Source organism: Limimaricola cinnabarinus (assembly GCF_002723615.1).
Lineage (GTDB): Bacteria > Pseudomonadota > Alphaproteobacteria > Rhodobacterales > Rhodobacteraceae > Limimaricola > Limimaricola cinnabarinus_B.
This window is the reverse complement of the sequence record NZ_KZ304951.1, coordinates 184,606-200,953: the sequence shown is the minus strand read 5'-3', so window position 1 is coordinate 200,953 and position 16,348 is coordinate 184,606. Positions and strand designations below refer to the sequence as shown.

Below are 16,348 nucleotides of genomic sequence, written 5' to 3'. Positions count from 1 at the left end.
CTAACAAATTGGGATAATTGACTTTTCACGGGCTTGTGCTGGAATCGGATGGCGCGGTCAAGACCGCGCGTCACGCAGGAGGCATTCCATGGCGCAATCGCCGTCCGAAACCGAGCTGATGCTGAGGGGCTACGGCCTCACCACCGCCGAAATCTTCTACCGGATTCCCGACTACCGGAACGTGCTCAACAGCTTCGTCTGGCAGGAATACGACCTCGCTCCCGACCATCCGAAACTGTTCGAATTCATCGAGTTCTGGCACGAGGAGATCGAGGGGCCGCTGCATTCGGTGCGCTTCACCCATCGCAAGCTGATCTCGCCGGGCGAATGGCGCAACGTGACCGGCGAGTTCCACTACCATTGAGACGCGGCGGGGGCGGGCCCCGCCGCGAGATGGTGCAAGCTCAGTGGCCGCGCGGCGTCGGCCTGTCGAAGACACGGCGGCCCATCAGCGAGGCGGTCAGCTCGACCATCAGCGCCGCGGTGCGGCCACGCTCGTCGAGCGAGGGGTTCAGCTCCACCAGGTCGAGCGAGCCGACGAGGCCCGAATCCGACAGCATCTCCATCGCCAGATGCGCCTCGCGCACCGTGGCGCCGCCCGGCACGGTGGTGCCCACGGCGGGGGCGGCGGCGGGGTCGAGGAAATCGACGTCGAGCGAGACATGCAGGATGCCGTTCGCCGCCTCGACCTTGGCGAGAAACTCCGACAGGGGCTTGGCGATGCCGATCTCGTCGATCATCCGCATGTCGACCAGCGTCGCGTCGCCATCCTCGAGGGCCGCGCGCTCCTCGGGGTCGACGCTTCTGAGCCCGATCATGCCGACCTGGCTCACCGGCACGGTGGCGGGCAGGGCGGGAAAGGCGTCGAACCCCTCGCGCCCCGTCACATAGCCCAGCGGCGTGCCGTGCAGGTTGCCGGTGGTGGTGGTGTCGGGGGTGTGGAAATCGCTATGCGCGTCGAGCCAGAGCACGAAGAGCGGGCGGCCCAGCGCTTCGGCATGCGCAGCCATGCCGGCGACGCTGCCGAGCGACAGCGCGTGATCGCCGCCCATGAAGATCGGAAAGCCGTTCGGGGCCTGCTCGCGGGCGGCGCGCATCAAGGCGGCGGTCCAGCCGACATTGAGCGCCAGCTCATGCACCACGCCGTTGCGCGGTGGCGCGACCTCGACCTTGTCGGGGGCGACGTTGCCGATATCGGTGACGCCGTGACCGAGCGAGGCGAGCGCCTCGGCCAGTCCGGCGGTGCGGTAGGCGTCCGGGCCCATGAGGCAGCCGCGGCGCTTCTTGCCGCAGTCCACCGGGGCGCCGATGAGGATGCAATCTGTCATGCGCGCGATCATGGCGCGAGGTCGAGGGCGCGGGCAAGGGGTTTCCTCGGGTCGCCCGCCCGAAGGGTCTCAGCTGCGGCGCAGCGCCGCGATCCAGAGCAGCACCAGCAGCGCCGAAAACAGCGCGTTCCAGCTCGCCATGGAAAGGCCGAGCATCTCCCAGCTCACCACGTCGCACATCACGAGCCGCGGCCCGTCGGTCGCCAGCAGGTCGCCGCCCGAGAGCGAGCCGAGCCCCGGCCCCGCGCCGGTGCAGCTCGACGGGCCTTCCCACCAGCCGCGCTCGACCCCGGTGTGAAACACGCCGATCGCGGCGGTGGTCGCGGCGGCCAGCGCGCCGAGCGCGGGCAGGGCGCGCCCCGGCAGCATCAGCGCGATCAGGCCGATCGCGATGGCCACGCCATGCGGCCAGCGCTGCCAGATGCACATCGCGCAGGGCGGATAGCCGAAGGCCTGGAAGATGAAGGCTCCGCCCAGAAGCGCGGCCGAGCCGAGCGTGGCGAGAAAGATGGTCAGCTGTCGGCTCACATGTACCTCATCGCGTAGAAACCGGCGAAGAGCATGGCGCAGAAGGCGGAAAAGACCAGCCCGAGCCGCCGTTCGATGAAGTCGCGCGCCGGATCGCCGAAGCGGCGCAGGATCGCCGCCACGAGAAAGAACCGCGCCGCGCGCGCCACCAGCGACGAGACGATGAACACCGGCAGCGACAGCCCCGTCACGCCGGAGGCGATGGTGATCACCTTGAAGGGAAAGGGCGTGACACCGGCGATGAGCACCGCCCAGGCGCCCCATGCGTTGTAGGTCAGCTTGAAGGTCTCGAACTTCTCGGCCTTGCCGTAGAGATCGAACACCCATTGCCCGATGCTGTCGAAGAAGGCGGCACCGATCCAGTAGCCCAGGAGCGCGCCCGCCACCGAGGCCAGCGTGCAGACCAGCGCGATCATCCATGCCTTGCGCGGCCGCGCGAGGATCATCGGGATCATCAGCGCGTCGGGCGGAATCGGGAAGACCGAGGATTCGGCAAAGCTCACCGCACCGAGCGCGGGGACCGCGTGGCGGTGCGCCGCGAGGGAGATCGTCATGTCGTAGAAACGGCGCAGCATGGAACCCGCATCACCTGTGAAACGTCACCTGTTCAGGAACACGACCCCGTCGCGGGGTCAACCGGGCATTCGCGTGAAGGGGAGAACGGCGGGGATGAAGTGGCGCGGACGCCGTGGCAGCGGCAATATCATCGACAGGCGGCGCGCGGGCGGACGCGGCCGGGGCCGCGGCGTCGCGGTGGGCGGCGCGGGCGGCTTCGGGCTTCTCGCCATCGTGGTCGTCGGCTATTTTCTCGGCGTCGACCTGACGCCGCTGCTCGATGACGGGCAAATGCAGGCCGGCGGCGGGGGCGGCGAGATCACCGCCGCCGACGAGGAGGCGGCGCAGTTCGTCTCCGTCACCCTTGCCGACACGGAAGAGATCTGGGCCGACATCTTCGCAAACGAGCTGGGCCAAAGCTACGACCCCGCCGAGCTTGTGCTGTTCAAGGGGGCCACGCAATCGGCCTGCGGCGGCGCTTCGGCGGCGACGGGGCCGTTCTACTGCCCGCCCGAGGAGCGCATCTTCCTCGACACCGGCTTCTTCACCACGCTGGAGCGGCAGCTCGGCGCGCGCGGCGATTTCGCCGCCGCCTATGTCGTGGCCCACGAGGTCGCGCATCACGTCCAGAACGAGCTGGGCGTGCTGGGCGAGATCAACGCCGTGCGCCGGCAAAGCGACGAAGCGACCTCGAACGCGCTGTCGGTGCGCATCGAGCTTCAGGCCGACTGCTTCTCGGGCATCTGGGCGCGCAGCGCCGAGGCGATGTTCGGCTCGCTCGAGCCCGGCGACATCGAGGAGGCGATGAACGCCGCCGCCCGGATCGGCGACGACACGCTGCAGCGCGAGGCGGGGCGCACCGTGCGGCCCGACAGCTTCACCCACGGCACCTCCGAACAGCGCCAGCGCTGGTTCGCCACCGGCTACCGGGAGGCCAGCATCGCCGCCTGCGACACCTTTGCCGCGGATCGCATCTGAGGCGCGTTGACGAGACAGCGGCCGCGGTCTATGCGGTTGGCGCTGGCCGGTGTGGCGGAACGGTAGACGCAGCGGATTCAAAATCCGCCGCCCACAAGGCGTGGGGGTTCGAGTCCCCCCACCGGCACCAGCTTTCCTCACGATCGCCCGAGCGCCGCGCATCGGGGCTGGCCCGCGCGGGCCGCGCGCGCTAGGTCCAACCCGCGCGCCGCTTCGCGCGCAGGAGGACAGACCATGCAGCGCATCGCCACGGGCGCCCGCCCGGATCTCGAGGACAAGGCCCGCGAGGCCGGCTTCACCTTTCACCACATGCATGGCGAGCCCTATTGGGACGAGGAGACGGTCTACGCCTTCGATCTCGACGAGGTCGAGGGGATGATCGAGGACCCCGCGACCGAGCTGCACGCGATGTGCCGCGCGGCGGTGGATCACGTGCTGCGCTCCGAGGATCTGATGGACCGCCTCGCCATCCCGAAGGAGGCGCGCGCCATGATCGCGGCCTCATGGGAGGCGGGCGAGCCCGAGCTTTACGGGCGGTTCGACCTTGCCCATGACGGCGAGGGGCCGGCCAAGCTTCTTGAATACAACGCCGACACGCCCACCGCGCTCTACGAGAGCGCCGCCTTCCAGTGGCAATGGCTCGAGGACATGGTGGCCGCGGGCCGGCTGCCAGAGGGGAGCGACCAGTTCAACGGGCTGCACGAGGCGCTGGTGGCGCGGCTCACGGAGATCTTCGCGCCCGACACCGACCTGCATTTCGCCTGCTTTCCCGACGACCCGGAGGATTACGCCACCACCGAATACATGGCCTGGGTCGCGCGCGAGGCGGGGCTCGGGGCGCATTTCGTGCCGATCCCCGAGATCGGGCTGACGGATACCGGCCAGTTCGCGGATGGCGAGGGCCGCGTGATCGGCGCGATGTTCAAGCTCTACCCCTGGGAGGACATGCTGCGCGACGATTTCGCCGAGGCCCTGCCGAACGCGCGCTGCCATTTCCTCGAGCCGCCATGGAAGGCGATCCTGTCCAACAAGGGCATCCTGCCGGTATTGTGGCGGCTCAATGAGGGCCATCCCAACCTGCTGCCCGCCTTTTTCGAGGAGGAGGCCGACAGCGCCGCCGCCCGCGCCGTGCTGGCCGCGGGCCGGGTGCGCAAGCCGCTCTTCTCGCGCGAGGGCGCGAGCATCGACATCACCACGCCCGAGCACCGCGAGGCTTCGGCCGATCGCGGCTATGACGGCCACCCCGCGATCGTGCAGGCCTATCACCCGCTGCCGGTGTTCGAGGGCAGGCGCCCGGTGGTCGGGGCCTGGATCGTGGGCGAGGCCTGCGTGGCCATGGGGCTGCGCGAGGATGAGGGCCTCATCACCCGGGACCTGAGCCGCTTCAAGCCGCATTTCATCCGCGCCTGACCGCGCGAGGAGGAGACCGACATGACCATCGCCACCCCGCACGCATCCGCCCCCCGCAAGCGTTCGCGCCATGTGCGCCTGGCGCTTCTGGGCGCCGCCGCCTTCAGCCTCGCCGCCTGCCGCGACGAGGAGGTGCCCTCGGCCGCCTTTCCGACGCTCGACGCCTGCCTCGAAGCCGCCGCCGGGCCGGGAACATGGGTCACCGAGGAGAGCTGCGAGCAGGGCTTCGGCGAGGCGCTGGAGGCGCATGTCGAGACCGCGCCGCGCTATGACGACGAGGCGCTGTGCGAGGCCGAGCATGGCGGCGAATGCATGGTCGAGGAGCGCCCCGGCGGCGGCGGCTCGGTCTTCCTGCCGCTGATGGCGGGCTATCTCTTGGGCAACATGCTCGGCGGGCGGGGCACGCGGGCGCAGCCCTTCTACGGGCGCTCCGGTGGCGGCTTCGCCACGCCCGGCGGCACCTTTCTCAACCGCGCGCGCGGCAGCACCACGCTGTCGCCCAACGCCTTCAGCGCCGGACCCTCGACCCGGACCGCGGCACCGATGACCCGCTCGAGCGTGGCGCGCACCGGCGGCTTCGGCGCCGCCCGCACCGGCAGCGGTGCGCGCGGCTTCGGTGGCTGATCTTCTCTGAAAGGCGCGCCCCGCAGCACAATCGGGCCGGATCGGCGCGACTGATCGCGCCCCGTCAACGGAGATTGCGGCATGAATGGGGCATCGTCGTGCCCCGTTCCTGCCGCCCGTAATGGGCGGTATTGTCTTCCTTTCGTGGGCAATGTCCGGCGTTATCCCGTCAAATAGGGCGTTTTACGTCATTTACGGGGCGTTTCCCGATCCGGCGTTTCCGCATTCCTGACAATCCTTGCCACATTTGCCGCAATCGGGCGGCGTCTTTCCCGCTGATGGCCCGTATCCCACCATCATTAGGACACTTTTTTCTTTGTCAGCCGTCCTCGCCGGGATAATTATGAGGCGAGCCCGAAGAGGGCGGTTCGGACGAGACGACCGGACCATGAGCGTCTGCCGGTGGCCCTGGGGGGACAACAGCAGCATTTTGCAAGGCTCCCTGCCGGAGCCGGCGCCGAAGGGCGCCGCCACCCACGCAATGCGGGATCGGGCAGGCAGTCGGTTGAGAGGCGGGCCGTTCGCCCGCGATTGAGGAGACGACGGATGGCGGGCAATCGAATCGACGGAACGCCGGGTGACGACACCCTCTTTGGCGGCACGGGCGATGACGCGATCTTTGGCGGTGCCGGTGACGACCGGATCGACGGCAAGGGCGGCGATGACAAGCTCTTCGGCGGCGCCGGCAACGACACCTTCATCGCCGGGCGCGATGGCAAGGTCGATGGCGGCACCGATGACGACGAGGACATTGACACGCTCGACCTGCGCGGCCAGGGCAATGTCTATGCCAAGGACATCGTGCCCGATAGCGACGGCAACGGCTCCAGCGGCTGGATCCAGTTTCTCGACGAGAACATGAACCCCACGGGCGAGCGGCTCGATTTCCGCAATATCGAAAGCTTCCTGAAGGACCCGCAGGGCAGGAACACCGCCCCCGATGCGCGGGACGACACCGCCACGACCACGCAGGGCATGGCCGTGACGATCGACGTGCTGGCCAATGACAGCGACCCCGACGGCGATCCGCTGCGCGTCACCGAGGCCAGCGCCAGCCGCGGCGAGGTGGTGATCAACCCAGACGGCACGCTGCACTACACGCCCGAGGCCGGTTTCGACGGCGACGTGACCATCAGCTACAGCATCACCGACGATCGCGGCGGTGTCGACAGCGCCGAGGTGGCGCTGCGGGTGGCCTGCGCCCCCGGCCCGGACGGCATCGTCGAAGGCACGATGGGCGACGACGTGATCGACCTCGCCTATGACGGCGACCCCGAGGGCGACCGCGTCGACGACCGCGACGCGATCCTGGCCGACGATGCGCCGAATGACGACCGCATCGAGGCTTATGGCGGCAACGACACGGTGCGCGCCGGCGAGGGCGACGACATCGTTCATGGCGGCCGCGGCAACGACACGATCCATGGCGAGGCGGGCGACGACCGGCTGCTGGGCGGGGGTGGCCGCGACACCATCTTCGGCGGCGCGGGCGAGGATGAGCTGATCGGCGGCAATGGCGGCGACAGGCTGTCCGGCGGCGCGGGCGACGACAGGCTCGATGGCGGCCGCAACGGCGACCGGCTCGACGGCGGGGAGGGCGACGACCGCCTGTTCGGCGGCGCCGAGAACGACCGGCTGTTCGGCGGCACCGGCCGCGACGAGATATATGGCGGCGATGGCGACGACCGGATCGACGCGAGCGATGGCGACCGCAAGGCCGATCTCGACCTCTTCGACAACCCCTATCCGGGCCTGACCCCCGACCCGGATGTCTTCGACGACCGCGACATCGTCTATGGCGGCGCCGGCGACGACCGGATCCATACCGGCGACGACCGCGACACCATCTTCGGCGGCACCGGCGACGACCATATCGACGCGGGCATCGACGACGATCTCGTGCTGGGCGAGGAGGGCGATGACAACCTCACCGGCGGCGAGGGCAATGACCGCATCTTCGGCGGCGAGGGCGACGACGTCATCCATGGCGGTCTCGACCCGCGCTTTCCCGACAGGCTGAACATCCGCGACGACGAGGGCGATCTCGTCACCGACAATGGCCGGGACGAGCTGTTCGGCGGCGACGGCAACGACACGATCTTCGGCCAGGACGACGACGACAAGCTGTTCGGCGGCGCGGGCGACGACACGCTCGACGCGGGCATCGACGACGACACCGTCTTTGGCGGCGCGGGCAACGACACGATCACCGGCGGGCAGGGGGTCGACCTGCTGTTCGGCGATGACGACCGCGACACCATCCTTGGCGGCAATGGCGGGGACCGGGCCTTCGGCGGCGAGGGCGGCGACGATTACGACACGCTCGACCTGACCGGCAGCGAGAGCGGGGTCGACCGGATCGAATACACCTCGGACGACCGCGAGGACGGCATCGTCTACTTCAAGGACGGCACGACGATGCGGTTCGAGGAGATCGAGAACGTCGTGCCCTGCTTCACGCCCGGTACCGTGATCGCCACGCCGCGCGGCGAGCGCCTGGTCGAGGAGCTGCGCGAGGGCGACCGCATCATCACCCGCGACAACGGCATCCAGGAGATCCGCTGGGTCGGCCACAAGCAGGTGGGACCGAAGCAGTTTCTCACCAGCCCGCATCTCAAGCCGGTGATGATCCGCGCGGGCGCCCTTGGCAATGGCCTGCCCGAACGCGACATGATGGTCTCGCCCAATCACCGGGTGCTGCTCTCGGGCGAGCGGGCGCAGCTCTACTTCGAGGACAGCGAGGTGCTCGCCGCGGCCAAGCATCTCATCGGTTCCAAGGGCATCCATTCGGTCGATGTTCCGCGCACCAGCTACATCCACTTCATGTTCGACCGCCACGAGGTGGTGCTGTCGAACGGCGCATGGACCGAAAGCTTCCAGCCCGGCGACCACACGCTCAAGGGCATCGGCGCCGAGCAGCGCGACGAGATCTTCGAGCTGTTCCCCGAGTTGAAGGCGCGCGAGGGGATCGACAATTACAGATCGGCGCGCAAGGCGCTCAAGCGTCACGAGGCGCGGCTCATGGTCATCTGACCGGCGGGTGTCCTTGGCGAATGTGGTCTTGATGGGTCTTTGATGGGCCGGGGCGAAGGGCGTCAGCCCCCTTCGCCCCTGGCTTCCCGCCAGTCGGCCCAGTCTTCGGGCGTATCGAGATCGCGCGTGGCGATACTGCCGGGAAGCCGGACAAGGCGCGTTTGCGCCTTGTAGGGCGCCAGAACCGCCGCGCCGCCCTGCGCGCCGCGCAGCATGGCAAAGCGCGGCGCGAGATGCGCGTCGCAGACGACCGGATGCCCGAACCGCCCCGAAGAGGAAGCGCCCCGCCAGACCAGCGCGCCATCCTCGCGCGCCGCGGCGTCGAACACCCGCGCGATCGCCGCGGCATCGAGATCGGGCAGATCGGCCGGCATCAGCGCGAAGCGCCGCGCGGCGGGCAGCCGCGCCACGCCCTCGCGCAGCGTGCCGCCCATGCCCTCGGCCGAGGCCGCGATCTCCAGCCGGGTGACCGCAAGCCCGTCGAGCAGCGCGCCGCGCGGATCACCGGGGCGCAGCGCGACATGGACCCGCGCCCCCGCCGCGATCGCCGCCATGGCCTGCCGGCGCAGCAGGGGCACGCCGTCGATCTTCAGGGCGAGCTTGTCGGGCCCGCGCATCCGCGCGGCGGCCCCGGCGGCGAGGATCAGCAGCGGAAACATGTGCAACTTCCTGTGACTAAGCGGCGTTGAAGCGAGGATGCCACGCGCAGGACAGCGGGGCCATGACAGGCCCGCGCCGAGACGAGACGCGCCGCGCCGCAACGGAAGGGACCATGTTCTCCACGGCCTTGCGCAAGATCCACCGCCTGTCGCGTCGCCTCTGGGTGCGGGTGACGCTGATTTCCGCTCTCGCCTTCGTCGCGCTCGGCGCGGCCAAGCTTTTCGGCCCGATGATCCCCGAAGGATTGTCGGAGGTGATCGGCGCCGATGCGCTGAACCGGCTTTTGGACATCATCTCGACCTCTATGCTCGCGGTCACCACCTTTTCGCTGACGGTGATGGTCTCGGTGCACCAGTCGGCCTCCTCGCGCTGGACGCCGCGGGCGCACCGGATGCTTCTGGCCGACACCACCACCCAGACCGTGCTGGCGACCTTCATCGGCGCCTATATCTATTCGCTGGCGGCGATCATCCTGCTCTCGACGCCCTATTACGGCGAAAAGGAGATCGTCACCCTCTATATCTCGACGCTGCTGGTTCTGGTGCTGATCGTCTTCGTCATCCTGCGCTGGATCATGCATCTGCAGGCCTTCGGCAGCCTCGTCGACACCACCGTGCGGATCGAGCGCCGGGCGCAGCAGGCCTTTAAGGCGCGCATGGAGCGGCCCTGTCTCGGGGGGCACGCGCTCGACCCGGGCGAGATCCCCGGCGCGGCGCGCCCGCTGCGGGCCGACCGGACGGCCTATGTGCAGGCGATCTACGAAGACAGCCTGCAGGCGGCGGCCGAGGAGCATGACGGGCGGATCTATCTCGTCGCGCCGGTGGGCCGCTTCGTGCATGAGGGCGAGACCATCGCCCATCTTCTCGGCGGCAACGAGGAGATGGACGAGGCCGCGCGCGCCGCCATCCACATGGGCGAGCTGCGCACCGACGAGCAGGATCCGCGCTTTGCGCTGATCATGCTGTCGGAGATCGGCTCCAAGGCGCTTTCGGCCGGGATCAACGATCCGGGCACGGCGATCGACGTGATCGGGCGGATCGGCCGGGTCATCGGCTCCTACCGCGACGAGATCGCGCATGGGCGCGAAAAGGCCATCCATGACCGGCTCTGGGTGGTGCCGCTCGACCCGCACGACCTGATGCAGGACGGCTTCGGCGCCATGGCGCGCGACGGTGCGGCGCAGGTCGAGGTGCTGATCTCCATGCTCAAGACGCTGGAGGCGCTCGGCCGCCATCCCGACGCCGCGATCGCGCGGGCCGCGCGCGACATGGCGCATGAGGCGCTGTCGCGCGGCCGCGCCGCGCTCGACTTCGAGCCGGACCGCGACCGGCTGGCCCGCGCGGCCCCCGAGATGGCGACGCGGCGCTAGGCTCAGGGGATGATCCGGCTGTATTTCGTGCCTTCGAGCGTCGCGCCGACGCGCAGACCGGTCTGGGCGAAGACCACCGCGATCACCGGCGAGAGCGAGGTTGTCGTCTCCGCGCGCAGCATCTCGCCACGATCATTGACGGCGTATTCCACATCCGCGCCCGCGGCCCAGCCCGGCGCGCGGCGGAAATCGCCCAGCGCGCGTTCGGTCATGAAGAACAGCACGTGGCTGAACTGCTGCGCGCCGATCTGAAGCCCGGCGCTGGCGCTGGTGGCGGAGTAGTAATCGACCACGCTGCGCCCGACCATGAGCGCGCCGCGCCCGTAGGCGCCGCCCAGACCGAGGCCCACCTCGGTCACCAGCGGCATCACCAGCATGCCCTTGGACTGGGCCGCAAGCTCGCGGGTGCCGGGATAGCGGTCATACATGTGATCGAGCGTGCTTTGCACTCGCGCATCGATGCGCGAGCCGCCATCGCTGCCCACCCCGTTGCCGCAAGCCGCCAGTAGCCCGGTGGCGCCCAGGCCGAGCGCAAAGCCCCGCCGCGTCGTCTTGTTCATGTCGCTGCCCCTCATGCGAAGTCCTGCCGCCCTTGTGACCGGGCGATCGCGGCGAGCATAGGCCAGCCCGAAGGGGCTGTCATCCACCTGCCGCGCCGGTCCGGCTCAACCCGCCATGATCCGCGCGGCGCGCGGCGCGAAATAGCTCAGAACCCCGTCGCAGCCCGCCCGGCGAAACGCCAACAGGCTCTCCATCATCACCCGGTCGCCATCGAGCCAGCCCTGCCGCGCCGCGCCCTCGATCATCGCGTATTCGCCCGAAACCTGGTAGGCGAAGGTCGGCACCTCGAAGGCGTCCTTCACCCGGGTGCAGATGTCGAGATAGCTCATCCCCGGCTTGACCATCACCATGTCGGCCCCCTCCGAAAGATCGCGGCCCACCATGCGCAGCGCCTCCTGCGCATTGGCCGGGTCGATCTGGTAGGTCTTCTTGTCGCCTTTGAGCGCGCCCGAAGCGCCCACCGCGTCGCGGAACGGGCCATAGAAGGCGGAGGCGAACTTTGCGGCATAGCTCAGGATCGCGACATGGCCGTGCCCCTCGGCCTCGAGCGCGGCGCGGATCGCGCCGATCCGCCCGTCCATCATGTCGGACGGCCCGAGGATGTCCGCCCCCGCCCGCGCCTGCGCCAGCGCCATCTTGACCAGCGCCTCGACGGTGGCGTCGTTGACGATCTCGCCATCGACGACGAAGCCGTCATGGCCATTGGCGTTGTAGGGGTCGAGCGCGATGTCGGTCATCAGCGCCATTTCGGGCACCGCGTCCTTGATCGCGCGGATCGCGGTATTGGTAAGGTTGTCGTCCGACCAGGCCTCGGCGCAGTCCTCGGTGCGGCTCTCCGGCCCGGTATAGGGAAAGAGGCACATGGCGGGGATGCCTAAGGCATGCGCCTCGCGCGCCGCCCCCACCGCGCGGTCGACGGTGAGCCGCGACACGCCGGGCATGGAGGCGATGGCGCTTTCCTCGTCCTTTCCCGCCTGAAGGAAGATCGGCCAGATCAGGTTGTCGGGCGTCATCGACGTTTCGCGCATCATGGCGCGCAGCGCCGGGGTCCGGCGCAGGCGGCGCGGGCGCGAGTGCGGGTAGGGGGCGGCGAAGGGCTGCGGCATCGAGGCGTCTCCCGGGCGGGGTTTTCATATCACAGCAAGGGGGTGGCACGGTTTGGGGCGCCTCACAAGTCTGGGCTTCCCCGCGGCCCGCCGATAGGCTCCGCCCGAGCGACTAACCGGATGACCCGCGCGTGACACTGACACAGACCATCTTCGAAGTGATCGACATGCGGTCTTTCTCGAATCTGTGGTTCTGGATCATGCTGGCGGTGATCTGGTCGATGGTGAGCCACCGGGTGATCGGCGTGCCCTTCGACATGGTCGCCCGCGCAAAGCGCCTGGGCGGGCAATCCGAGCGCGATCTCTTCGATCTGGTGCGGATCAACGTCAACCGGATGCTGCATCTCGCCCATGTCGCCGGAAGCTGGCTGATCGGCCTGATGGCCTTCGGGCTGAGCTCTCTGGCGCTGCTGGCCTTCTGGTACGATGTCGAATTCGCCCAGGCCGTGGTGCTGATCGCGATCCCGCTGTCGCTCGTGGCCATGATGCGCTTTGCCCTGGCGCGGCGGATCGCCGCGGAACAGCCCGACCTGCAGGCGCTGTGCAAGCGCCTCGCGCGGCACCGCTTCTGGGTCCAGGTGATCGGAATGATCTCGATCTTCGTGACCGCGATGTACGGCATGTACCAGAACCTTTCGGTCGCGCCGGGGTTCTGACCCTTCGGGACGCTTGACAGCGCCCGTCCGAAAGGTAGGTCAGCGCAATGGTAAAGACGAACGGCAGCAGGATCACGGTTTCGGGCGCGCCCGAGGGCTTCGACGCAACGCTGGTCCTGCGGGAGGTCGAAAAGGCCTCCGGGCCGGTCATCCACGTCGCGCGCGACGACAAGCGCATGGCGGCGATGCGCGCGGCGATCGAATTTTATGCCCCCGACATGCCGGTCGTCACCTTTCCGGCCTGGGATTGCCTGCCCTATGACCGCGTCTCGCCCGCCGCCGAGATCTCGGCCGCGCGCATGGCCGTGCTGGCCGGGCTCATGCAGGGCATGCCCGAGCGCTTCGTGCTGCTCACCACGCTCAACGCCGCGACCCAGCGCGTGCCCGCCCGCGCGACGCTGCGCGACGCGGCCTTCACCGCCCATGTCGGCGACCGGATGGACGAGGCGGCGCTGCGCGCCTTTCTGGTGCGGATGGGCTTCACCCAGAGCCCGACCGTGACCGAGCCGGGCGATTACGCGATCCGCGGCGGCATCATCGACATCTTCGCGCCGGGACAGGGCGGGCCGGTCCGGCTCGACATGTTCGGCGACGTGCTCGACGGCGCGCGCCGCTTCGACGCCGCGACCCAGCGCACCACCGAAAAGCTCGACCGCGTCGAGCTTGCCCCCGTCTCCGAGGTGATCCTCGACGAGGCGGCGATCACCCGCTTCCGCCAGTCCTACCGCATCGAGTTCGGCGCCGCGGGCACCGATGATCCGCTCTACGAGGCGGTGACGGCGGGGCGCAAGCATGCGGGCATGGAGCATTGGCTCGGCTTCTTCCAGGACGATCTGGAGACGCTGTTCGACTACCTGCCCGGCGCGCCGGTCACGCTCGACGACCAGACCGCGCCGCGCCGCGACGCGCGCTGGACGCTGGTCTCGGACGCCTACGAGACCCGCCGCCATGCGCTCAAGCAGAAGGGGCGGATGGATTCGGTCTACAAGCCGAGCCCGCCGGGGCTTCTCTATCTCGACGATGACGCATGGATCAAAGCGACCGAGGGCCGCCGCGTGCTGCGCTTCGCGCCGATCCAGCAGGCCACCGGCCCCGGCGTGATCGACGCGGGCGGGCGGATCGGGCGCAACTTCTCGCCCGAGCGGCAGCAGGAAAGCATCAGCCTCTTCGCCGCGCTGGCCGAACATGTGAAGGACCGCATGAAGGCCGGGCCGGTGGTCATCGCCTCCTATTCCGAGGGCGCGCGCGAGCGGCTTTCGGGGCTGATCGAGGATGAGGGCCTCACCGAGACGATCCATGTCCGCGACTGGACCGGCGTCGGCAAGCGCGGGCTGCATCTCGCCGTCTGGCCGCTGGAGCATGGCTTCCAGACCGATGACGTCACCGTCATCTCCGAGCAGGACGTGCTGGGCGAGCGGCTCATCCGCCGGGCGCGCAAGAAGCGCCGGGCCGACAATTTCCTGACCGAGGCGCAGTCCTTGAGCGCGGGCGATCTCGTCGTGCATGTCGATCACGGTGTGGGCCGCTACCACGGGCTCGAAGTGGTCACCGCCGCCGGGGCCGCGCATGAATGCCTGCTCTTGGAATACGCCGAGAACGCCAAGCTCTATCTGCCGGTCGAGAACATCGAGCTTCTGAGCCGCTTCGGCCACGAGGAGGGAATGCTCGACAAGCTAGGCGGCGGGGCATGGCAGGCCAAGAAGGCCAAGCTCAAGGAGCGCATCCGCGAGGCCGCCGACCGGCTGATCCGCATTGCCGCCGAGCGGGCGCTGCGCAAGGCGCCGAGGCTCATCCCGCATGACAGCATCTGGGAGCAGTTCCTCGCGCGCTTTCCCTATGACGAGACCGAGGATCAGCTTCAGGCGATCGAGGATGTGCTGAACGACATGGAGTCGGGCCATCCGATGGACCGGCTGGTCTGCGGCGATGTCGGCTTCGGCAAGACCGAGGTGGCGATCCGCGCCGCCTTCGTCGCCGCCATGTCTGGCGTGCAGGTCGCCGTCATCGCGCCGACCACGCTGCTCGCGCGCCAGCACTACAAGAACTTTGCCGAGCGCTTCCGCGGCTTTCCGATCAATGTGCGCCCGCTGTCGCGCTTCGTCTCGGCCAAGGAGGCGTCGCAGACCCGCGCCGGCATCGCCGACGGCACGGTCGACATCGTCGTGGGCACCCATGCGCTTCTGGCCAAGAGCGTCAAGTTCCGCGATCTGGGGCTTCTCGTCATCGACGAGGAGCAGCATTTCGGCGTCAGCCACAAGGAGCGGCTCAAGGCGCTGCGCACCGACGTGCATGTGCTGACGCTCACCGCGACGCCGATCCCGCGCACGTTGCAGATGTCGCTCACGGGCGTGCGCGACCTGTCGATCATCGGCACGCCGCCGGTCGATCGCCTCGCGATCCGCACCTATGTCAGCGAGTTCGACGCCGTCACCGTGCGCGAGGCGCTCTTGCGCGAACGCTTCCGCGGCGGGCAGAGCTTCTTCGTCGTCCCGCGCGTCAGCGATCTCGCGGAGATCGAGACCTTCCTCAAGGAGGAGGTGCCAGAGGTCTCCTATGTCGTAGCTCACGGCCAGATGGCGGCGGGCGAGCTCGACGAGCGGATGAACGCCTTTTATGACGGGCGCTACGACGTGCTCCTGGCCACCACCATCGTCGAAAGCGGCCTCGACATTCCGACCGCCAACACCATGATCGTCCACCGCGCCGACATGTTCGGCCTGGCGCAGCTCTACCAGATCCGCGGCCGGGTCGGGCGCTCCAAGACCCGCGCTTACGCTTACCTGACCACCAAGCCGCGCGCGCCGCTGACGCCCGGCGCCGAAAAGCGGCTGCGCGTGCTGGGCAGCATCGACAGCCTCGGCGCGGGCTTCACGCTGGCCAGCCAGGATCTCGACATTCGCGGCGCGGGCAGCCTCATCGGCGAGGAGCAGTCGGGCCAGATGCGCGAGGTCGGCTTCGAGCTCTATCAGCAGATGCTGGAGGAACAGATTTCCAAGATCCGCTCGGGCGAGGCCGAGGGGCTTTCGGAGAACGAGGGGCAATGGGCGCCGCAGATCAATCTCGGCGTGCCGGTGCTGATCCCCGAGGAGTATGTCCCCGATCTCGACGTGCGGCTCGGGCTCTACCGGCGGCTGTCGGAGCTGACCACCAAGGTCGAGCTCGAAGGCTTCGCCGCCGAGCTGATCGACCGCTTCGGCCCGCTGCCCAAGGAGGTCAACACGCTGATGCTGGTGGTGCGGATCAAGGCGATGTGCCTGCGCGCCGGGATCAGCCATCTCGATGGCGGCCCCAAGGGCGCGACCATCCGCTTCCACAACGACAAGTTCGCCTCGCCCGAGGGGCTGGTCGAGTTCATCCAGGACCAGAAGGGCCAGGCCAAGGTGAAGGACAACAAGATCGTCGTGATGCGCGACTGGTCCAAGGAGGCCGACAAGATCCGCGGCGCCTTCGGCCTCGCCCGCGAGCTGGCCGAGAAGATCAAGGCGGCGAAAAAGGCGAAGGCGGCGGGCTGATGACGGAATCCATCTCAAGTTCGAACAA

General features: G+C 68.8%; 14 protein-coding genes and 1 tRNA gene. 9 read left to right on the top strand and 6 right to left on the bottom strand.

Features of this window, described 5'->3' with window-relative positions; translation table 11 throughout:
- The first annotated feature begins 88 nt into the window (after positions 1-88).
- On the top strand, positions 89-364 hold the full coding sequence (locus CJ301_RS00960) for an usg protein (RefSeq protein WP_099273307.1): 276 nt from the start codon (positions 89-91) through the stop codon (positions 362-364).
- A gap of 40 nt (positions 365-404) precedes the next feature.
- Here CJ301_RS00960 and rocF read toward each other — a convergent pair whose 3' ends face one another.
- The 3 genes from rocF to CJ301_RS00945 all read right to left on the bottom strand — a co-directional run bounded on the left by rocF (position 405) and on the right by CJ301_RS00945 (position 2,431).
- Positions 405-1,328 carry an arginase gene (gene rocF, locus CJ301_RS00955; RefSeq protein ID WP_099274129.1) on the bottom strand — a complete coding sequence of 308 codons (924 nt, stop codon included), beginning with the start codon at positions 1,326-1,328 and terminating at the stop codon, positions 405-407.
- Between the two features lie 69 nt (positions 1,329-1,397).
- Complete coding sequence (locus CJ301_RS00950) at positions 1,398-1,856, bottom strand: disulfide bond formation protein B (RefSeq protein WP_099273305.1); 459 nt, start codon at positions 1,854-1,856, stop codon at positions 1,398-1,400.
- Entirely contained in the window at positions 1,853-2,431 is a 579-nt protein-coding gene (locus CJ301_RS00945) for a YqaA family protein (RefSeq protein ID WP_099273303.1), read from the bottom strand. Before CJ301_RS00945 ends, CJ301_RS00950 begins: the two co-directional genes overlap by 4 nt.
- Before the next feature lie 94 nt (positions 2,432-2,525).
- Here CJ301_RS00945 and ypfJ point away from each other — a divergent pair, with 94 nt between their 5' ends.
- The 5 genes from ypfJ (at position 2,526) to CJ301_RS00920 (ending at position 8,456) form a co-directional block, all read left to right on the top strand.
- Entirely contained in the window at positions 2,526-3,389 is an 864-nt protein-coding gene (gene ypfJ, locus CJ301_RS00940) for a KPN_02809 family neutral zinc metallopeptidase (protein ID WP_099273301.1), read from the top strand.
- Positions 3,390-3,434: 45 nt separating this feature from the next.
- Positions 3,435-3,519, top strand: a tRNA-Leu gene (locus CJ301_RS00935).
- 104 nt (positions 3,520-3,623) lie between these two features.
- On the top strand, positions 3,624-4,799 hold the full coding sequence (locus CJ301_RS00930; RefSeq protein ID WP_099273298.1) for a glutathionylspermidine synthase family protein: 1,176 nt from the start codon (positions 3,624-3,626) through the stop codon (positions 4,797-4,799).
- Between the two features lie 21 nt (positions 4,800-4,820).
- On the top strand, positions 4,821-5,423 hold the full coding sequence (locus CJ301_RS00925) for a DUF1190 domain-containing protein (protein WP_099273296.1): 603 nt from the start codon (positions 4,821-4,823) through the stop codon (positions 5,421-5,423).
- A gap of 546 nt (positions 5,424-5,969) precedes the next feature.
- Positions 5,970-8,456, top strand: a complete 2,487-nt coding sequence (locus CJ301_RS00920) for a Hint domain-containing protein (protein WP_099273293.1) — start codon at positions 5,970-5,972, stop codon at positions 8,454-8,456.
- A gap of 62 nt (positions 8,457-8,518) precedes the next feature.
- On the opposite strand, the gene CJ301_RS00915 is transcribed toward CJ301_RS00920, so the two are convergent.
- Entirely contained in the window at positions 8,519-9,115 is a 597-nt protein-coding gene (locus tag CJ301_RS00915; RefSeq protein ID WP_099273289.1) for a nucleotidyltransferase family protein, read from the bottom strand.
- 113 nt (positions 9,116-9,228) lie between these two features.
- Here CJ301_RS00915 and CJ301_RS00910 point away from each other — a divergent pair, with 113 nt between their 5' ends.
- On the top strand, positions 9,229-10,485 hold the full coding sequence (locus tag CJ301_RS00910) for a DUF2254 domain-containing protein (protein WP_162620381.1): 1,257 nt from the start codon (positions 9,229-9,231) through the stop codon (positions 10,483-10,485).
- A 2-nt stretch (positions 10,486-10,487) separates the two neighbouring features.
- On the opposite strand, the gene CJ301_RS00905 is transcribed toward CJ301_RS00910, so the two are convergent.
- Positions 10,488-11,045, bottom strand: coding sequence for a YSC84-related protein (locus tag CJ301_RS00905; RefSeq protein WP_099274127.1), 558 nt, complete (start codon positions 11,043-11,045; stop codon positions 10,488-10,490).
- Between the two features lie 105 nt (positions 11,046-11,150).
- Positions 11,151-12,152 (bottom strand): porphobilinogen synthase, encoded by a 1,002-nt coding sequence (gene hemB, locus CJ301_RS00900; protein WP_099273281.1) that lies wholly within the window; start codon positions 12,150-12,152, stop codon positions 11,151-11,153.
- Positions 12,153-12,283: 131 nt separating this feature from the next.
- Here hemB and CJ301_RS00895 point away from each other — a divergent pair, with 131 nt between their 5' ends.
- Positions 12,284-12,808, top strand: a complete 525-nt coding sequence (locus CJ301_RS00895; protein WP_099273277.1) for a component of SufBCD complex — start codon at positions 12,284-12,286, stop codon at positions 12,806-12,808.
- Positions 12,809-12,855: 47 nt separating this feature from the next.
- Positions 12,856-16,320, top strand: a complete 3,465-nt coding sequence (mfd, locus tag CJ301_RS00890; RefSeq protein ID WP_099273275.1) for a transcription-repair coupling factor — start codon at positions 12,856-12,858, stop codon at positions 16,318-16,320.
- Positions 16,321-16,348: the final 28 nt, after the last annotated feature.